Origin of the sequence: Faecalispora anaeroviscerum (genome assembly GCF_947568225.1) — a bacterium.
GTDB classification, from domain to species: Bacteria; Bacillota; Clostridia; order Oscillospirales; family Acutalibacteraceae; genus Faecalispora; species Faecalispora anaeroviscerum.
This window is the reverse complement of record NZ_CANOOQ010000001.1, coordinates 1738464-1757085: the sequence shown is the minus strand read 5'-3', so window position 1 is coordinate 1757085 and position 18622 is coordinate 1738464. Positions and strand designations below refer to the sequence as shown.

Sequence of the window (18622 nt, the reverse complement as noted above, 5' to 3'; positions counted from 1 at the left end):
GCCCAAACGGGCACTCTGTGCTGCTTTGTTACATCTACAAAATCGTACATAAAAGTGACCTTTCAGCCCCACAGGAACGACTTTGCAATTACTGCGGTGTTTGTCCGTAAATTCCCTGCACGACGACCTCTCCGGAGTTGATCTCAACACGCCGCCCATCGTCCGTTTGAACCACCAGTTCGCCACCTTCGGTAATGTCTACCGCTGTGCCGATTATTTTCTCCTGCCCGCGTGTCGCGCCTACGGTGCGGTCCAGCGAAACACAGTTTTCTTTATAAGCCTGTAACCAGTTTTTGCTTCTCTGGACGAAATATTCCAGATAAAGCGCCTCAAACTCCTGCAATATCTGTTGCAGCAGTGCTACACGGGAAACCGGCGCGCCGGTTTCAAGCCGCAGGGAGGTCGCTTTTTCCTTCAGCTCTTCCTCAAAGCCCTCATCGTTTACGTTGACCCCGATGCCGACGACGGCAAAATGAACCCGGTCAACTTCAGCGGTCATTTCTGTAAGAATACCACAAACCTTTTTGCTGCCGATGACAATATCGTTCGGCCATTTGATTTTCGCGTCACAGCCGGTTAAAGAGTGAATCGCACGGCTGACGGCTAGCCCGGCCAGCAGCGTCAGGTTCGAAACCTGCGGGGGCGCTGCGTCGGGGCGCAGCAGCACCGTAAACCACAGTCCCGATTTCGGCGGGCTTTGCCATGGGCGCCCCAAGCGGCCTTTCCCTCCGAGCTGTCGTTCCGCCACAAATACGGCGCCGTGCGGCGCGCCCTTGTGCGCCTGGCGTTTTGCTTCTTCATTGGTGGAGTCTGTCTCTGCAAAAACGGCCACGGTTTGGCCGAACGCTTCGGTTAAAAGCCCGTCCTGTATTTCGGTGGGGGTCAGCGCGTCAGAGGAATTCTGAATCCGATAGCCGCGGTTTGTCACCGATTCAATCACATACCCGCTCTCCCGCAGGCTGTTGATGTTCTTCCATACCGCGGAACGCGAAATTCCCAAACGCCGGCTCAACTCCTCGCCGGAAAGATAGTCTTTGCTCTCTTTTAAAGATTGAAGGATAATCTCTTCATTTTTCATAGCGTTTTCTCCGTCCTTTTTCATCCGGTTCTTTTCCCATTATAGACCGTTTTCCCCTGTGTAGGCAAGCACAGAAGGGCAAACTGATGAATTTTCGAAAAAGCGTGGGACTTTTTCGCAATTAGTGCTATAATAATGACTGTTGAATCCGTCATGTTTCACGGCTTGCTCAGGCACGAAATGGCATTCGCCGTTTTGTGGGGAAGGGCTTTCGCCTTTTTGGAAGATGTATTATAATGAGAGCAGTGAGAATCCGGAGGACTGGAGGGATACGGTATGGATGTACGCCCCGGTGATATTTTGCAGATGAAAAAGCCGCATCCCTGCGGCAGTAAGGACTTTGTGGTGCTGCGCGCCGGCATGGATTTCAAGATCCGGTGCAAGGGCTGCGGGCACGAGGTAATGGTGCCGCGTTTGAAATGTGAAAAAAATATAAAAAAAATCCTGCGCGAAGAAACGCAGGATACCTTGTAGCTACCTAACCGATTACTTTGTTTGATTAAAATAGTTAAGGTGGTAGCGAAATGTTTGAAAATCTAACCGTGTTTGTAAACCGGCTGGAGGAACTGGGTCAGCGCATGTTCGACCCCGCTGTGGCGGCGGACGCAAAAGGATATGCCGAGCTGATGAAGGAATATAAAAATCTTGAGCCGATTGTGGAAAAATACCGCGAATACCTGAAGGCGGTGCAAACGGTGGAGGAATCCACCGAAATGCTGAATGAATCCGGCCTCGAGCGCGAGATGAAGGAAATGATTCAGCACGAGCTGGACGATGCCAAAGATCAGGTGGAGCAGACGGCGGATGAGCTGAAGATTCTGCTTCTCCCGCGCGACCCGAACGACGAGCGCAACGTGATTATGGAAATTCGCGGCGGTGCGGGTGGGGAAGAAGCGGCGCTATTTTCGGCGCGGCTGTTCCGCATGTACAGCATGTACGCGACCCGGCGCGGCTGGAAAACCGAGCTTCTGAACGCGAATGAAACCGAGCTGGGCGGGTATAAAGAAATCAGCTTTCAGATCACAGGCGACGGAGCGTATTCGCGCCTGAAATACGAAAGCGGCGTCCACCGGGTGCAGCGTGTGCCCGAAACGGAAACGCAGGGCCGCATCCACACCTCTACCGCAACGGTGGCGGTTCTGCCTGAGGTGGACGATGTGGAAATCGAGATCAACCCCACCGATCTGCAGATCGATACCTACCGGGCCAGCGGCGCGGGTGGTCAGCATGTCAACAAGACGGAGTCGGCGATCCGCATTACGCACCTGCCCACGGGTACGGTGGTGGAATGCCAGGATGAACGAAGCCAGTTTAAAAATAAGGACAAGGCCATGAAGGTTCTGCGCTCGCGTCTGTACGAGGCAAAGCAGCGGGAGCAGGATGCGCAGGTGGCGCAGCAGAGAAAATCCCAGGTAGGCACGGGCGACCGCTCCGAGCGGATTCGCACCTATAACTTCCCGCAGGGGCGGCTGACCGATCACCGCATCGGTTTGACCCTTTACCGGCTGGAAGAGGTGCTCAACGGCGATCTCGATGAGGTGATCGCCTCGCTGATTACGGCAGACCGCGCCAGACAGCTGGAGGAAACCATCGACCGTCAGGAGTAACAGAAGCAAAGCCATGAAACAGCAAAAAAACACCCTGCGTCTTTCGGCGAACAGGGAAGAGGATATTCTAACAGCGGGCAATTTGCTCAAAAATGGGGGTCTTGTGGCAATTCCGACCGAAACAGTGTATGGCCTTGCGGCCAACGCGCTTGACGGCCCGGCGGTTGCCGCGATTTTTGCCGCCAAGGGGCGGCCGATGGACAACCCCCTGATCGTCCATATTTCACAGCTCGACCAGTGGGCGGCACTCGTCAACGAAATTCCGCCGCGCGCGATGGAGCTGGCAAAGCAGTTCTGGCCGGGGCCGCTCACCATCATTCTGCCAAAGTCGAGCCTGATTCCCGATGAGGTGAGCGCCGGGCAGGCCACGGTGGCGGTGCGCTTTCCGTCGCACCCGGTGGCCCGCGCGGTGATCGACGCGGCGGGAGTGCCGCTGGCTGCGCCGTCGGCGAACCTGTCCGGCAGCCCCAGTCCGACCGAAGCCGAGCATGTACTGGCCGATCTTGACGGCAGAGTCGACGCCGTGTTGGACGGGGGCCCATGCCGCGTGGGCGTGGAGTCAACCGTCATCACGCTGGCACAGGAGGTCCCGCGCCTGCTGCGGCCGGGCGGAATCACGCCGGAGCAGCTTTCGCAGGTGCTGGGTCGAGTTGAGGTGGACCCCGCTGTACTCAATCCGCTTGCGGCGGGAGAAAAAGTTCTTTCCCCCGGCATGAAGTATAAGCATTATTCGCCGAAGGCCAACGTAATTTTAGTAAAAGGCGGGCTTTCGGCGTATTCGGAGTATGTGAACAGCCGCGCAGGTGCGGGCGTATTTGCCCTGTGCTACGACGGTGAGCAGGAAGCGCTGCGCGTGCCCGCCGTCGCCTACGGCGCAAGGCAGGATGCTGCCCAGCAGGCCAGGCATCTGTTTGACGCGCTGCGCAAGCTGGATCAGATGGGCGCGAGGGTTGTGTATGCTCGCAGTCCGCAGCCGAAGGGCGTGGGTCTTGCCGTGTATAACCGGTTGATTCGCGCGGCGGGATTCGAGGTGGTAGAGCTTGACTAGGTCTGTGATCATCGGCCTGACCGGCCCGACCGGAGCGGGAAAATCGACCGTAGGTGGCATTTTGGGCGAGCTTGGCTGCGCGGTGATCGACTGCGACAAAACGGCACGGCAGGTGCTTGTGGACTGCGAGCCGTGCGTGCGGGAGCTGCGGCAGGAATTTGGTGACGATATTGTGGCGGAAAACGGCAGGGTAGACAGAGCGCTTTTGGCGCGCCGCGCCTTTTCGTCCCATGAAAAAACGAAGAGACTCAACGCAATTACCCACCCGTGGATTTTGGGGCGGGTGCAGGATGAAATCGACGAGTGGAAGAACACAGGAAAGGAATTTATCGTTGTCGACGCGCCGCTGCTGTTTGAAAGCGGGGCCGAAAAGCTCTGCGATAAAATTCTGGCGGTGATCACACCAATGCCCGTTCGGCTGGAGCGCATCATCCTGCGGGATCATATTGACCGTGAGATGGCCGTTTCGCGCATCCATGCCCAACAGGAGGATGCCTATTACACGGAGAGGGCCGATGCCTGTTTAAGAGGGGATGAGAATCCCGAGGAACTGCGGCGGCAGGCTGCCGCTCTTCTGGAAAGGTGGCGCAGATGAGAACTTACGCGCGGGCAAGAAAAGGCGGCAGAGGGAAGAAAATGCTGGCTGCCTTGCTGATTCTGCTATCGTTGACAGCGTTGGGATATTTTTTTCTGGCAAACGGCTACGAAATTTTTATGAAACGCCAGTATCCTCTGGGGTATCAGGACATCATAGAGAAAGAGGCAAAAAACTATAATCTGGACCCGGCGCTGGTGTATGCGGTGGTCAAGGCCGAAAGCAATTTCGACCCCGACGCGAAATCCCGTGCGGGCGCTATGGGACTGATGCAGCTGACGCCCGCCACCTTCGAGTGGCTGCAAACCAAGCTCTTGGGGAAAAGCACTATGGATGAGACCTCGCTGTTAGACCCGGCAACCAACATCAAATACGGCTGCTACCTGCTGTCGCTGCTCAGCTCGATTTATTCAGACCGCACGACGGCTCTGTGCGCGTATAACGCCGGGATGGGAACGGTAGACCGCTGGCTTTCTGACCGCTCAGTTTCGTCGGACGGGGTCACGCTGAGTAAAATTCCTTACCCCGAAACAGCGCATTACACTGACGCTGTGATCAAAAATTATGGAATCTATCAGGAGTTATACGATTTTTAAATCCTGTTTCAGATAGATCGTCAAGGATTGCAAAGAATATTTGAAAAAATTAATTTTAATTGGAAAGAATATGGCTCAATATGACAAAGGAGGTTTTTGATATGGCGAAGAAAGAAGAGAAAAAGGCGGGCAAAAAAGAAGACGTGAAGTCTGAAAAGAAGTCTGCCGCAGAGGAAAAGACTGAGGTTGACCGTTTGCGCGAGGAGCTTTTAATTAATCGCAAGAACGGTTTTTTCTCTGTCACTGACGAGCAGGTCAAAGAGGCCGATGAATACTGCGAGGGCTATAAAAAATTCCTCGATCTGTGCAAAACAGAGCGTGAATGCGTGGTGTATGCTATTGAAGAGGCCGAAAAACACGGCTTCCGTGAGCTCGACTCCGATTCGGTGTATCACCCCGGAGATAAGGTGTATTTCAATAACAGAGGGAAATCAATTATTCTGGCGGTCATCGGCAAAAAGGGCTGCCGCGAGGGAGTTCGCATTTCTGCCGCACATATCGATTCTCCCCGTCTGGATTTAAAGCCCTATCCGCTGTATGAATCCAACGATCTGGCGCTGCTCAAGTCACATTACTATGGCGGCATCAAGAAGTACCAGTGGACAGCCATTCCGCTGGCGATGCACGGCCGCGTTGTGCGCAAGGACGGCAGCTTTGTCGATGTGCGCATCGGCGAGGAGCCGGGCGAGCCGCAGTTCTGCGTGACCGATCTGTTGCCGCATTTGGGCGCCGAGCAGATGGCAAAACCGCTTGCGAAAGCGATTGAGGGCGAAAACCTGAATATTCTGGTAGGCAGCCGTCCTGTCCGCACCGAAACCGGCAAGGGCGAAAGTCTGTTTAAGCTCAATGTGATGCGTCTGCTGAACGAAAAATACGGAATTACCGAAGAGGATCTCGTTTCCTCTGAAATCGAGTTTGTGCCTGCCTGGCACGCGCAGGATTTGGGCTTTGACCGCAGTATGGTTGGAGCTTACGGCCACGATGACCGCGTGTGCGCCTACCCGGCCTTGTCGGCGATTCTGGAATGCAAAACGCCCGAGCATACCGCAATCACCGTTCTGGCGGATAAAGAGGAAGTCGGCAGCGACGGAAACACCGGCCTGAACTCCTCGTTCCTGCGGTACTTTGTGGAAACGCTGGCCCAGCACGACGGCGTAGAGGCCAGAGATGTATTTACCCGCTCTCAGTGCTTGTCTGCGGATGTCTGCGCGGCGTATGACCCCATTTATGCCAGCGCCTATGAGCCGGCTAACTCCTGCTACCTGAATAACGGCGTTTCCGTGATGAAATATACCGGCTCGCGCGGTAAGTCCGGCACCTCCGACGCTTCTGCGGAATTTATGGCACAGGTGCGCAATCTGCTGTATCAGAACAACGTTCTGTGGCAGACCGGCGAGCTCGGCAAGGTAGATGCGGGCGGCGGCGGAACTGTTGCCATGTTCATCGCGAACCTGAATGTAGATGTTGTGGATGTCGGCGTTCCCGTGCTTTCCATGCACGCGCCGCTGGAGATTACCGCAAAGCTTGACATTCATATGGCTTACCGCGGCTTTAAGGCGTTCTTTGAAACGCCGATTGAAAAATAAAACCAAACCGGCGGGCCGAGCGCCCAAGGGCAAAGGGGCTCCCCTGTGAAGGGAGCCCTTTTTTTGCATCCCCGTAAGGAGGTCTTTTTAACCAAAGAGGTCTTCCTATCTTCGGTTTGCTCCTCAGGCCGGTACCAATCCCGCGCAGGCAGAAGCCCCGGGGTAGATACCACAAATAATTTATTTTAAATTAATACTGTTTGTATGCTACAATAATAGAAATAAAAAACTCAAATGAGGGAGAATGTGTGTGAAACAGTTTCAGGGAGCGGTTTTTGATTTGGACGGTACACTGCTGGATTCCATGGGAGTTTGGGCGCAGATCGACCGCGACTCCTTGGGCCGCCGGGGAATTCCGGTGCCGGAGGATTACGCGAAGGCGGTGGCCCTGCTCGGCTTTTGGGCATCGGCGGAGTATACCATCCGCCGCTTTCAGCTGCCGGACACCCCACAGCAGCTGACGGAGGAGTGGAACCGGATGGCGCAGGATGCCTACCGGTTTCGGGTAGAATTGAAGCCCGGAGCCAAAGAGTATCTTTCTTACCTGCGGGAGCAGGGGGTACCCCTTGCCGTAGCAACCTCTTCCTATCGCGAGCTGTTTGTTCCCACACTGGAGCGCCACGGGATATTGGATTGGTTTGATGCGGTAGTCACCGTGTCGGAGGTGAGCCGTGGAAAGGGCTTCCCCGATATTTACGAGGAAGCGGCCCGGCGGATGGAGCGCCGCCCACAGGAATGCGCCGTGTTTGAGGATTTGCCGGGTGCGCTGCGTGGTGCGCGGGACGGCGGATTTTACACAGTAGGTGTGTACGACCCACACAGTAAAGAGGAAGAAACCTTAATGCGCCAGATGTCGGACAGGTATATCCGCGATTTCCGCGAGCTGCTGGAATAGCGTTGCCAAGCAGAAGGGCGCGGCGCACTGCGGCAGCTTTTCCACTATGGAGTGTTTGATCCCGGCAAAAGAGAAGATCTTTGCCGCACTGGAAGATGAAAATTGCGTGAGATTTTCTGCTTTTTAATCATAGTAACGCTTTTCCAAACATATAACGATTGGTTTCTAAAATTTATAGGTTAGCAAGAGAGCTTTATGAATGCAATTATCGCTTTCAGGCAAAGATTCAAATTTTCTTCACAGTATTTTATGGGAACTCTCATGCAGCTGCAATAGTCCGTACACACCGGTCCTGTACACTGAATTTAATGAAAAAAGAATCATTTTTTCTACACTGTTTACGGAGTTGCAGCTCCGGGCAGCAAAAAAATTACACGCTCCTCTTGTGAGGATTACAATACATTTTCATCTTCCTTTCTGTGGAGCCGCCCTCTAACGAGGGCGGTTTTCCCTTTATGTCATTAAGCGAATTTAATTAAATAAAATGACAGACTACCTGTGGGATATAAGGCAATTCTGTTTTTGCGGTGCATATCCGTATTCCCTGTGCCGATACTATGGGCGAGGTGATTAATTGTGTCAAAACAGAGCGCATATTTTAAAGTGCCGGAGCTCAGCGGAATGCATCAGATAAAAAAGATGAAACGGAGCCTCGACGCGATTCCGGGCGTTTTATCTGTGAGCGCGAATGACAAAGACGGTCGGGTTGCGGTTGATTATGACAGCAGCGGAACAGATGTATCCGCAATTGAGAAGCAGCTGCGGGGGATCGGTATCGATGCTGAGCTGATTAGTAACCAGAATCATATCATGTGATGCAGAGCCTCGCTTCGGCGAGGCCGATTTTTTTACTCTCTTTTCGCACGCAAAGACAAAATTACGTTACATACCGGTATTCAGTTTCATTACCAGCCGGAGAGTGGATAAACCCTGCGAATTTGTGTAAGCTAATTTTGAGGTGATAACAGTGATGGAAACCGGTACAAACGGCCTAATATATCCTTTCGCCTTTCAGAAGTTTTTCAGGAACGACTCCGATCTTGAAAACTATTTTTTATCTTTATCGGAAGACACGCAAAAAGAAATACTCAGGGAAGACATCCATTCCGAAAAAGACCTTCACGACTGCATTGAAAAATATAAACTGAAACAGTAACGAGGAAACGATATGGAACCTAAAAAAAATCAGCGGATATGGCCCGCAGACGATGATGCCGAAAAGCCCATTCCGGAGGATATTTATCCGGTAATCGATACCGATTTAGCTCGGGATAATCTGGAAAACAATATTCCCGAAGCGGATTTGCAGGATTTATAGTTTCGGCTCCCCAAAAGGGTGGCTGCAAACAAAGAAACAATAGTAAAAAACGCACTTCACGAAAAGTGAAGTGCGTTTTTTGTTCGCAGCTCTCCTGTTTTAATGGATGAGCGACATGGTGAGGAACAGAGTAGACATCAAAGAAGCCACCAGAGAAACCACGGTGATCTGCGTATTGATGGAGGGGCCTGCCGTATCCTTAAAGGGATCGCCTACCGTATCGCCTACAACGGCCGCTTTGTGAGCATCGCTGCCCTTGCCTCCGTTGTGCCCGGATTCGATGAATTTTTTAGAGTTATCCCATAGTCCGCCTGCGTTGCTCATAAACAGGGCCAGCAAGAGTCCGCTGACAATGTTTCCGGTCAAAAAGCCGCCAATGGCATCCACGCCGCCAACAAAGCCGACGACAAGCGTTGAAAGAATTGCCATGAGCCCGGCGGGGATTAATTCTTTGATCGCACCATGAGTGGCGATTTCAATGCACTTGTCATACTCAGGTACCGCGTTGGGGTCTCCTTCCTTTAAACCGGCGATTTCCCGGAACTGGCGATGAATTTCCGTAATCATCCTTTGCGCATTGCGGTCAACACCCAGCATTAGCATAGCGCTGAATACCGCCGGAATCGATGCACCGACCAGCATTCCGAAAAATACGGTGGGGTTCATGACGTCAAAACCGGTAATCGGGAGAAAGCCAGCAATGGAAGCCCCCGCTTCGTTTACTTCACTGATAAACGCACCTAACAGCGCGATGACCGTCAGGCCGGCCGCCCCAATTGCAAAGCCCTTGGTTACCGCTTTTACGGTATTGCCGGCGCTGTCCAGCGAGTCGGTAATCTCCAGAACCTCGTCTCCCAGATCGCCCATTTCAGCAAGTCCGCGGGCATTGTCTACAATCGGACCGTAGGCGTCGTTGGAGATGATCATTCCCACGATGGAAAGCATGCCGACCGCCGACATGGCAATTCCGAACATAGGGTAGCCGCCGCCCAGAGGTTCGCAGATTTTGTAAGCGGCCATGGCGGAAATGCCAATGCCGATCATTGCGGGCAGGGTACTGATGAACCCGTAGGAAACGCCGGAAAGAATCGTAAAGGCCGGGCCAGTTTCGGAAGCGTTTGCAACATGATGTACCGGCGGCTTTGTGTCGTCCGTAAAATAATCACTGGCAATTCCGATCACAACGCCAACCATCAGCCCGATGATGCTGGCGCCCCAGATTCGCCATTCCAAGCCGAAGAACCAGGTGGCGAGCGCGGTTAAAACAGCAAAAATAGCAGTGGTAACATAGGTGCTGCTGTTTAAGGCTCGGGTTGGATTTCCGTTTTTCCCCATTCTGGCGGTTGCCACACCAATGATGGAGGCCAAAAGTCCAATCGCCGCATAACAAAATACGGTAGCGGCATTTTGGGAGCCGCCTGCAGCCTTATCTAATGAAACCGCCATTACCAGCGCCGCGGCCATGGAGGCAACATTCGAATCAAACAGATCTGCGCCCATACCGGCTACATCTCCGACGTTATCGCCTACATTGTCCGCAATCACAGCGGGGTTACGGGGGTCATCTTCCGGAATTCCAAGCTCTACTTTGCCAACCAGGTCTGCGCTGATGTCTGCCGTTTTGGTGAAAATACCGCCACCGGCTTTGGCAAACAAGGCCAGAGAGCTTGCGCCAAAGCTGAAGCCCAAAAGGGAAGTGGTGCTGTTCGTCAAAAAGAATACCAGAGAAACACCCAGCAGGGTGCTGCCGACTACGGCCATACCCATAACGGCGCCGCCGCGGAATCCGCACATAAAAGAGGGCTGAATTCCTTTTTGCGCCGCTTCAGCTGTTTTGCCATTGGCGATGGTTGCGATTTGAATCCCAATTTTGCCTGCGGCAGCGGAAAATACGGTACCAGCCAGGTAGGAAATCGTCATGATGATATTGGCGGTTACGTCACCCATCCAAATAGGAGACGGCAAAAACAGAAAGATCAGGATGGCCGCAACTCCGGCGAATTTTGCCAGTACAGTGTATTCTTTTCTCAGGAACGTATTGGCACCGCCACGAATCAGTCCACTGATTTTGGCGATTTGAGCATTCGAGGAGGGCTGTCGTACGACCCATTTGTACAGCCACACAGCGAAAAGAAAGGAACATACAGATACGATTACAGAAACAGCCAGGAATAGATTTACATTGTTTTTCACAGAATGTCAACTCCTTGCCTTGTTAAAAAATAATCGAAATTGCCCCTATTGTATCACAGTTGCTGTCCATAAACTATCTTAAAAAAGGATAAGAATAAAATTGCTGCTTTGTGTATTTTTCTGATTTTTTTTGAATAATAGAAATATGCGCTAAACTTTTTGTTAGAAATTTGACATTGACCAAAATTCGATTTTTTTTGCGCTATTCCAAGGCATTACTGGAAGAAATTTTATTGAAAAAGAATTTATTCTTTTTGCTGTGAACTTTTCATAGCTGAGAATGAAGCACCCCAGATGAAATACGATATTGATGATATGATAAAAAGATTAATAGTCTAATAAAAATAAATTTGATGGGAAATATAAGGGCAGAGGTGATGATTATGAAAGTTAGAAATATCATGTCAACAGGAGTTACCAAGCTAAACCCGGGCGATTCCATCGAGAAAGCCGCCCAACTGATGAAGCAGCACGATATAGGCTCCATTCCTGTCTGTGATCAGGAAAAAGTAATTGGTATTGTGACGGACAGGGATATCGCAACAAGATCTGCCGCAGAAGGCCAGGATGCAAAACAGCAAAGAGTTTGCGATATCATGAGTACAAACCCAGTGGTAGGCAGCCCTGAAATGGATGCACACGAGGTTGCGAAGCTGATGAGCGAAAAGCAAATACGAAGACTGCCTATCGTAGAAAACAATAGTCTTGTAGGTGTGGTCGCACTGGGCGATATTTCCGTTCAACCTACGCTTCAGGATAATGCGGGGGAGGCCCTGAAAAACATTTCACAGTCCGACAGCGGCAGCCAAATGTGAGTGCGCTTTGAAATTCTAATGACTTTTTTTAGAGAAGGTAGTACGTGTGAATCGTCAATTTGATGTGAATGCTAATATGCCTACCGGACTCAGAATGGCACTTACAGAAAATCTGGAGGCATTGAACCGATTTTCCGCCCTTTCTCAACAGGCCCAGGAATCTTTTATTCGCGGGGCTCAACAGGTTCATTCAAAACAAGAAATGCAATCATACGTGATCAATCTTTTATAATGCTCCTATTGAATTGGATAACCTAAATTCCGAGGTGATAAGGATGTCTTATGTCGATCCAAAAATTCGAGGCAAATTTGAATCGCTGTCCATTGATCTAAAAAATGAAATTCTTGGTCGTAATGTAAAGCTGTATACAATAAATGACCTGATGAAATGTTTGCAGGATATTGCAGACGGTAAGTAAATCTTTGCGGCTCTTGCTGAAAGGCAAGGGCCGTTATTGTTTCTCTGTGACAGACGACAACCTGTCGCAATTCTCTGCATATTATAATATTGCAAAATATTATAAAGGAGAAAAAACGATGAATCAGGATATCCACTTTTCAGCGTGCAAAGATATGATTGATTTGATAAACACTCTACGTAAACTTTGGGAACAGCATATAATGTGGACAAGATCATTCATCATTAGCACAGCATCTAATTTGGGAGATTTGCAGTATGTTACAGAGCGTCTTTTACGAAATCCATCTGATTTTGCAGAGGTTCTAAAAAAATACTATGGTGTAGAAAAAGCAAATCCATTTAAGTCGCTGCTAACCGAGCACTTAACCATTGCTGCGAAGCTTGTGAACGCCGCAAAGGCAAATGATACGAACACGGTAAACGACGAAAGAAAAAAGTGGTATGCAAATGCAGATCAAATTGCAGCTTTTATGGCAAGCATAAATCCATATTGGTCCCAGCGCGAATGGCAGTTAATGCTATATGACCATCTTAAGATCACTGAGGACGAAGCTGTGTATCGATTAACCAATCAGTACGCAAAGGATGTTGCTCTTTATGATGCAATTGAAGATCAGGCTCTTATGATGGCCGATAAAATGGCAAGCGGTATTATTAAACAATTTAGTATCTGATGTACCCTTGTAATCATGTTGCGAGGGTTTTATGATATCAATGAAATAGTCCAAACTCTCGTCAGCGGTATCAGCGTCAAAGGCCTCAGCAGAAGGATCACCTGGCAAATACCATGGGCCTTAATCGTCAGAATAAGAACGACCAAGCAATGACCAAACAGCGATATATAAAAAGGAAACACCCCTAAGAATTCAGCTTGCAAGCCAATTCTTAGGGGGTGTTATTATGGTGGAGGCATGCCCTCGCTGGTCGAACACATTAGTTGTTATTAGCTTTTTCATACTTCCATTTTAGTAATTCCTTTGAAGGCCAATTATCTTCACTTTCTGGATACTCAATGTATGCGGCCTCAATCGTAATATCCTCAACCAAAGAAATAATCTCTCCATCAGGTTTAATCTTCAACGTTCCTCTATCAAATGCTATTTCGTGATTTGCACATAGACATATGCCATTGCAAGGTTCTTCTATCCCTCCACTAGCAGCATCTTTTATATGTGCCGCCCGTAAAACATCAACATTATTATTGCCACATACAGCACACCGATTATTATATATATTTAAAATTTTCTTCCTAAATGATGGCTTTCTGTAGGGCTTTTTGTAGACTTTTTCAGTATACTCTTTTCCATCATATGGCATTTTTTCTCTTATATCAGCCTCTTCTAATACCAAGTATTTTCCATCGCTGTCTTCAAGAGCAACAGGTATCGTTTCGTATCTCTCTGTTGACATATCTAAAAATGCAGACGTCCCTTTATCATCAAAAATGACCATCGTACGGACTTCATGGAGGGTATTGTGAATCATAATAAATTTTACTGGATAATACTTCTCGGGCAAAGATTCTAAGTAATCTTCACGAATATTACGGTTGCGTTTTTCCCTAATTGAAGCCATATTAAATTCAATAAGTAGCTTTTTTGTTAAGTAACGTATTTCACCACTATGCAAAAAATCATCCTCCATTCACCGAAGCTGTATCTAAGTCTACATTTAGCACAAACCCGTAATAGAAAACATAAATGTTTCTGTTACGGGTTTGTACAGTGATAAGGTTGGTGGAGATGAGGAGAATCGAACTCCTGTCCGAAGATCACCTACCAAAGCTTTCTACGAGTGTAGCCGGTGTTTTTACATTCCCTCCGCACGGCGCCCGTCGGCAGGCTTCGTGCATCAGTAGCCTTTGATCCATGACCGGGTTAAAGGCGTGGCCCGGTTCATGTTCACCGCTAAATGACGCCCTTATCCGGACCGCGGTACTTCCGGTAAGAACGAGCAGCCTAAATTAGGCTGCTAAAGCAACTTTATTGTTGTTGTTTAATTTTAAGTTTGCGGATTTTATAGCGGTTCCGCACCGCTACTCGCTTACTTAGGCTCACAACCCCCGTCGAAACCATTACATCCCCATATAAAAGAATTTAGGTCTCTGGTAGATATTATGCCCGGTTTTTGTCTTTCATCGCACGTTCAATGTCACGCTTTGCAGCTTTTTCTGCCAGGTCCTGCCGCTTGTCGTACAGCTTTTTACCCTTGCAAAGACCAACCTGCACCTTAACAATCGAGCCCTTAAAATACAGTGACAGCGGAATCAGGGAGTAGCCGTCCTGCTTTACAAGGCCAAACAGCCGCATGATCTCGCGCTTATGCATTAAAAGGCGGCGTACGCGAACAGGGTCTTTGTTAAAGATATTTCCATGCTCATACGGGCTGATGTGCATCCCATTGAGCAGAAGCTCGCCGTTCACGACGGAGCACCACGAATCCTTCAGGTTGGCGCGGCCCTGGCGCAGGGATTTCACCTCGGTGCCGGCCAGCTCGATGCCGGCCTCCATGCTTTCTTCCACAAAGTAGTCGTGAAAGGCTTTTTTGTTTTGCGCGATCGTTTTGGTTGCTTTCTTTTCGGCCATACAAAAAAGCCTCCTCTCCTAAATTTCTCTGCGGCCCTCCATCGCACGGGTCAGGGTGACCTCGTCGGCATATTCCAGATCGCCACCGACGGGAATGCCATAAGCCAGGCGCGTGACCGTAATTCCCATAGGCTTGAGCAGCCGTGAGAGATACATGGCGGTGGCCTCGCCCTCTACTGTGGGATTGGTGGCCATGATGATCTCCTTGACCTCGTCGTTCATGCGAGCCAGAAGTTCCTTGATGCAGAGCTGGTCGGGTCCCACACCGTTTAGGGGGGAGATTGCGCCGTGCAGCACATGGTAAAGGCCTTTGTATTCGTTGGTGCGCTCGAGTGCGAATACGTCGCGGGGGTCCTCCACCACGCAGAGGATCGAACGGTCGCGGTTCGCACTGCGGCAGACGGGGCAAAGCTCCTGATCCGTCAGGTTGCAGCACTCTTTGCAGTAATGGATTTTCTCATGGGCCTCCCGGATAGCTCCAGTGAACTGCTCCGTTTCCTCCTTGGAGAGCCCGAGAACATAATAGGCCAGACGCTGGGCGCTTTTATGGCCGATACCGGGCAGCCGTTCAAACTGCTCGATTAGCCGTGCCAAGGGCGCCACGTAATAGGCGGGCATGGATTAAAACATCCCAGGTACGTTCAGGCCGCCCGAAAGGGATTCCATCCGCTCGCTCTTGTCGGCGGCGGCGGCGCGCAGCGCTTCGTTTGTCGCGGCCAAAATTAGGTCGGAGAGCATCTCCACATCCTCGGGGTCTACAACCTCGGGCTTGATGGTGATGGATTTCAGCTCCATTTTGCCGGTTGCAACAACCTCTACAGCGTTTCCGCCGGAGGTGGCAGTGTATTCCTTGGTTTCAAGCTCGGTGGTGGCTTTGTCCATTTCTTCCTGCAGCTTTTGGGCCTGCCGTGCCAGCTGCTGTAAATTGGCGGCGCCGCCTTTGCCGTAGCCTTCCGGTAATCTTGCTTTCATGTCAAATCCTCCCGTTATTGTTGAATCACTGGGATTCCCGCCGCCGCGGCGCTTTCCGCCAGGGCTTTGAGCGGGTCCTGTTCTTTTGTCTGTTCTGTCTGGGGCTTTTTGTAGGGTCCCAGTTTATAGGTACGTCCCGTTACCTGCTTGATGGCGTCGCGCATTTTGTCCCGCTGGGCGGGGCGGCGAAGCAGCTCAAGAGCGGTAGGGCTGGGTGCGTCGATCAAAACGTATTCACCGCTTACGTAGGCGGTGGAGCCTGCGAAGGAAGCGGCAACAACCCGCGAATACTCCTTCATGGTCTGTAGGATTTCCGGCCACACATCCAGCGGCTGGGCTAAGTCTTGCAGGTCGTCGAGAGTAGGAGGTGCGCCGGAGTCCCTTGCGGCCTGAGAAATTGCGGGCGGCTTCGGAGGCTCCTGAAGCTCCGAAGCTTCGGGAACGGGGGACGGTGCGGGAAAAGTTGGTTCCTGCGAAGCCGGCGGCGGCTCTTCCATCCACGGCGGTACCTCGTCTAGTTCCTGCCGTACCACGGGTGCGGAGGAGGCGGAAGCCGCTGGGGGAATGGTGGCGGTAGAGTTGGGGGCAGGTTCCGGTATGCGCGGAGCCTGAGGTTCTAATCGAGACAGCTGTGCCGCGGGAACAGCGCCGTTCCTCTCGAGCGCGGCGATCCGTCGTACCAGCGCGTCCGTGCCGGAATCCAGCTCGGGCGAGCAAAGGCGCAGAATCGCCATTTCCATTTCGATCCGCCGGTTGCCGCCCCGGTACATCCGTTCCAGCGTATCTTGCGTTGTATCCAGACAATGCAGAATCACCGGCAGGGAGGTAGGTAGCGCCCGCGCGGCCATGGCCTGGTATTCCTCCTCGGGAACCGCCAGAATATCTCTGGCGTCTTTCATGGTTTTCAGCAGCATCAGCCCGCGAAAATAGCTCGAAAGCTCTTCGCACAGCCGTACCATATCCTTTGACGCGGTATACAGCTCGTCGATCACCAACAGCGCTGTGGCCGCGTCCTGTCCGGCGATGGCGTCCGCCAGCCGAAACAGATGCTCCCGTCCAGCCAGTCCGGCGGTCTGGGTAACGACATCTACCGTAACGTTGCGGCTGCGCCCCAGGCATTGATCCAGCAGCGAGAGCGCGTCGCGCAGAGCGCCGTCGGCCAGCCTGGCCAAAAGCAGCGCCGCCTGCGGCTCAATGCTCGCGTTTTCCTCACCAGCAATATAGGTCAGGCGATCCGCAATGTCTGCCGGGGCAATCCTGCGAAAATCAAATCGCTGGCAACGGGATAAGATTGTCGCGGGGAGCTTATGCACCTCGGTAGTGGCCAGAATAAAGATGACATGCTCCGGCGGTTCCTCCAGTGTTTTCAGCAGGGCGTTGAACGCGCCGATCGAAAGCATGTGAACCTCGTCGATAATGTATACCCGGTATTTAGCGGCGGCGGGCGTAAAATTCGCTTCCTCGCGCAGGGTGCGGATATTCTCCACACCGTTGTTGCTGGCGGCGTCGATTTCCACCACATCCAGCACAGAGCCGTTGTCGAGCCCGCGGCAGAGTTCGCATTCCCCGCAAGGGTCGCCGTTTTTGGGGTTTAGGCAGTTGACCGCTTTGGCCAGTATTTTGGCGCAGGTTGTTTTTCCGGTTCCCCTGGAGCCGGTGAACAGATACGCGTGGGCAAGCCGCCCGGAGATCAGTTCGTTTTTCAGAGTGGACGTAACCTGAGGCTGCCCCACAACATCTGAAAATTGCCGTGGCCGCCATTTGCGGTATAAAACCTGATACATCGGAATGTGCCCACCTGCCTTTGCGCCAATAAACCGAAAGCAAGACAGCTCGCCCCAAATGACGACACATGCAATAGGATATGCGGACGAACAGACACAACCTGCATCGCACCGGCCAATCCGCTTAATGCTGCTCGGTTCCCCGCCTGACATGGTTCACGGCGGCCAGCCGCACAGAGCCCGCCCGCCCGCATATCCTATTGCACGCAATTCTGCCTTGCTTTTTCATAAGCTAACTCAAATAGTATAAACGATTTTTGAAAAAAAAACAACACTTTTCTATGATTTACCGCGGGGAGTATTCGACTTTTCGCTCTCATTTTAGCAGGCGAACGAAAAAAATGCAACTGAAAACGAATGTTTTGTGGTATGATAAAAAGCAAAGATCCGGTGAGAGATCGGCGGTGATAAGGCCGCGCCGCGAAGCCGCTTCGGGCACACCGGTAACAATGGAGGACAACATGAAAATGACTTGGGAAGAGCTGGAGTCAACCTGCTTGCAGTGCCGCAAATGCGGGTTGTGCGAAACGCGCACCAATGTGGTGCTTGGGGTGGGAAGCCGCAGCGCGGATGTGATGTTCATCGGCGAAGGCCCCGGAGAAAACGAGGATTTGCAGGGCGAGCCTTTTGTTGGGCGCGCGGGCCAGCTGCTGGATAAAATGCTGGCGGCGGTCGATCTGGACCGCCGCAGCAACATTTATATTGCAAATATCGTCAAGTGCCGACCGCCCAAAAACCGCGATCCGGAGCCCGGCGAGCAGGAGGCCTGCCTGCCCTGGCTGCGGGCTCAGGTAAGTCTGATCCGCCCGAAGATCATTGTCTGTCTGGGGCGTGTGGCGGCGATGAAGCTGTTAAAGCCGGACATCAAGATCACAAAGGAGCACGGCGAGTTTTACGACAGGGGCGGTGTGCTGATGATGGCAACCCTGCACCCGGCCGCCCTGCTGCGAAACCCTAACAACAAACCCGCCGCGTTCGAGGATTTCTTAAAGCTGCGCAAAAAGCTGGACGAACTTCAGCTTGCTCCCGCATCGGGCGATCTCCCTTTTTAATTCAGGAGCCTTTTATTGGCCGGCACTTGTTGTGTGCCGGCCTTTGTGTTGTTGACACAATTCTAAACATGAGAAAA

Annotated in this window: 20 protein-coding genes and 2 other RNA genes; 13 read left to right on the top strand and 9 right to left on the bottom strand. The window is 51.6% G+C overall.

The window, feature by feature from the left end:
• Window positions 1–88: 88 nt before the first annotated feature.
• Window positions 89–1078, bottom strand: coding sequence for a biotin--[acetyl-CoA-carboxylase] ligase (locus tag QOS46_RS08725; RefSeq protein ID WP_283608948.1), 990 nt, complete (start codon window positions 1076–1078; stop codon window positions 89–91).
• A 276-nt stretch (window positions 1079–1354) separates the two neighbouring features.
• Here QOS46_RS08725 and QOS46_RS08720 point away from each other — a divergent pair, with 276 nt between their 5' ends.
• From QOS46_RS08720 to QOS46_RS08680, 9 genes are all read left to right on the top strand, one after another.
• Window positions 1355–1552 carry a DUF951 domain-containing protein gene (locus QOS46_RS08720; protein WP_283608946.1) on the top strand — a complete coding sequence of 66 codons (198 nt, stop codon included), beginning with the start codon at window positions 1355–1357 and terminating at the stop codon, window positions 1550–1552.
• Between the two features lie 50 nt (window positions 1553–1602).
• Complete coding sequence (prfA, locus tag QOS46_RS08715) at window positions 1603–2685, top strand: peptide chain release factor 1 (protein WP_283608944.1); 1083 nt, start codon at window positions 1603–1605, stop codon at window positions 2683–2685.
• Between the two features lie 13 nt (window positions 2686–2698).
• A complete protein-coding gene (locus QOS46_RS08710) occupies window positions 2699–3733 on the top strand; it encodes an L-threonylcarbamoyladenylate synthase (RefSeq protein WP_283608942.1) in 1035 nt (344 codons plus the stop codon).
• Window positions 3726–4328, top strand: coding sequence for a dephospho-CoA kinase (coaE, locus tag QOS46_RS08705; RefSeq protein WP_283608940.1), 603 nt, complete (start codon window positions 3726–3728; stop codon window positions 4326–4328). The genes QOS46_RS08710 and coaE overlap by 8 nt, the downstream gene beginning before the upstream one ends.
• On the top strand, window positions 4325–4924 hold the full coding sequence (locus QOS46_RS08700) for a lytic transglycosylase domain-containing protein (RefSeq protein ID WP_283608938.1): 600 nt from the start codon (window positions 4325–4327) through the stop codon (window positions 4922–4924). The genes coaE and QOS46_RS08700 overlap by 4 nt, the downstream gene beginning before the upstream one ends.
• 101 nt (window positions 4925–5025) lie before the next feature.
• On the top strand, window positions 5026–6510 hold the full coding sequence (locus QOS46_RS08695; RefSeq protein ID WP_283608937.1) for an aminopeptidase: 1485 nt from the start codon (window positions 5026–5028) through the stop codon (window positions 6508–6510).
• 250 nt (window positions 6511–6760) lie between these two features.
• The gene (locus tag QOS46_RS08690; RefSeq protein WP_283608936.1) at window positions 6761–7405 is read left to right on the top strand and encodes an HAD family hydrolase; all 645 of its coding nucleotides are present in this window, start codon (window positions 6761–6763) and stop codon (window positions 7403–7405) included.
• A 621-nt stretch (window positions 7406–8026) separates the two neighbouring features.
• The gene (locus QOS46_RS08685; protein ID WP_283608934.1) at window positions 8027–8221 is read left to right on the top strand and encodes a cation transporter; all 195 of its coding nucleotides are present in this window, start codon (window positions 8027–8029) and stop codon (window positions 8219–8221) included.
• Window positions 8222–8573: 352 nt separating this feature from the next.
• Window positions 8574–8723, top strand: a complete 150-nt coding sequence (locus tag QOS46_RS08680) for a hypothetical protein (RefSeq protein WP_283608933.1) — start codon at window positions 8574–8576, stop codon at window positions 8721–8723.
• A 99-nt stretch (window positions 8724–8822) separates the two neighbouring features.
• Here QOS46_RS08680 and QOS46_RS08675 read toward each other — a convergent pair whose 3' ends face one another.
• On the bottom strand, window positions 8823–10916 hold the full coding sequence (locus QOS46_RS08675; RefSeq protein WP_283608930.1) for a sodium-translocating pyrophosphatase: 2094 nt from the start codon (window positions 10914–10916) through the stop codon (window positions 8823–8825).
• 383 nt (window positions 10917–11299) lie between these two features.
• Here QOS46_RS08675 and QOS46_RS08670 point away from each other — a divergent pair, with 383 nt between their 5' ends.
• The 3 genes from QOS46_RS08670 to QOS46_RS08660 all read left to right on the top strand — a co-directional run bounded on the left by QOS46_RS08670 (window position 11300) and on the right by QOS46_RS08660 (window position 12826).
• A complete protein-coding gene (locus tag QOS46_RS08670) occupies window positions 11300–11731 on the top strand; it encodes a CBS domain-containing protein (RefSeq protein WP_283608927.1) in 432 nt (143 codons plus the stop codon).
• A 46-nt stretch (window positions 11732–11777) separates the two neighbouring features.
• On the top strand, window positions 11778–11963 hold the full coding sequence (locus tag QOS46_RS08665; protein ID WP_283608925.1) for a hypothetical protein: 186 nt from the start codon (window positions 11778–11780) through the stop codon (window positions 11961–11963).
• 305 nt (window positions 11964–12268) lie between these two features.
• Window positions 12269–12826 (top strand): acetylglutamate kinase, encoded by a 558-nt coding sequence (locus QOS46_RS08660; protein ID WP_283608923.1) that lies wholly within the window; start codon window positions 12269–12271, stop codon window positions 12824–12826.
• Between the two features lie 259 nt (window positions 12827–13085).
• Here QOS46_RS08660 and QOS46_RS08655 read toward each other — a convergent pair whose 3' ends face one another.
• The 7 genes from QOS46_RS08655 to ffs form a co-directional block, all read right to left on the bottom strand.
• Window positions 13086–13781, bottom strand: a complete 696-nt coding sequence (locus tag QOS46_RS08655; RefSeq protein WP_283608922.1) for an HNH endonuclease — start codon at window positions 13779–13781, stop codon at window positions 13086–13088.
• Window positions 13782–13886: 105 nt separating this feature from the next.
• Window positions 13887–14236: a transfer-messenger RNA gene (gene ssrA, locus QOS46_RS08650) on the bottom strand.
• Window positions 14237–14266: 30 nt separating this feature from the next.
• Window positions 14267–14737 carry an SsrA-binding protein SmpB gene (smpB, locus tag QOS46_RS08645; RefSeq protein ID WP_283608920.1) on the bottom strand — a complete coding sequence of 157 codons (471 nt, stop codon included), beginning with the start codon at window positions 14735–14737 and terminating at the stop codon, window positions 14267–14269.
• An 18-nt stretch (window positions 14738–14755) separates the two neighbouring features.
• Window positions 14756–15355 (bottom strand): recombination mediator RecR, encoded by a 600-nt coding sequence (gene recR / locus QOS46_RS08640; protein WP_283608918.1) that lies wholly within the window; start codon window positions 15353–15355, stop codon window positions 14756–14758.
• A gap of 3 nt (window positions 15356–15358) precedes the next feature.
• Window positions 15359–15709 (bottom strand): YbaB/EbfC family nucleoid-associated protein, encoded by a 351-nt coding sequence (locus QOS46_RS08635; RefSeq protein ID WP_283608916.1) that lies wholly within the window; start codon window positions 15707–15709, stop codon window positions 15359–15361.
• A 14-nt stretch (window positions 15710–15723) separates the two neighbouring features.
• Complete coding sequence (gene dnaX / locus QOS46_RS08630) at window positions 15724–17493, bottom strand: DNA polymerase III subunit gamma/tau (RefSeq protein ID WP_283608915.1); 1770 nt, start codon at window positions 17491–17493, stop codon at window positions 15724–15726.
• An 88-nt stretch (window positions 17494–17581) separates the two neighbouring features.
• Window positions 17582–17679: signal recognition particle sRNA small type (gene ffs, locus QOS46_RS08625), an RNA gene on the bottom strand.
• A 275-nt stretch (window positions 17680–17954) separates the two neighbouring features.
• Here ffs and QOS46_RS08620 point away from each other — a divergent pair.
• Window positions 17955–18545, top strand: a complete 591-nt coding sequence (locus tag QOS46_RS08620) for a uracil-DNA glycosylase (protein WP_283610809.1) — start codon at window positions 17955–17957, stop codon at window positions 18543–18545.
• Window positions 18546–18622 lie beyond the last annotated feature (77 nt).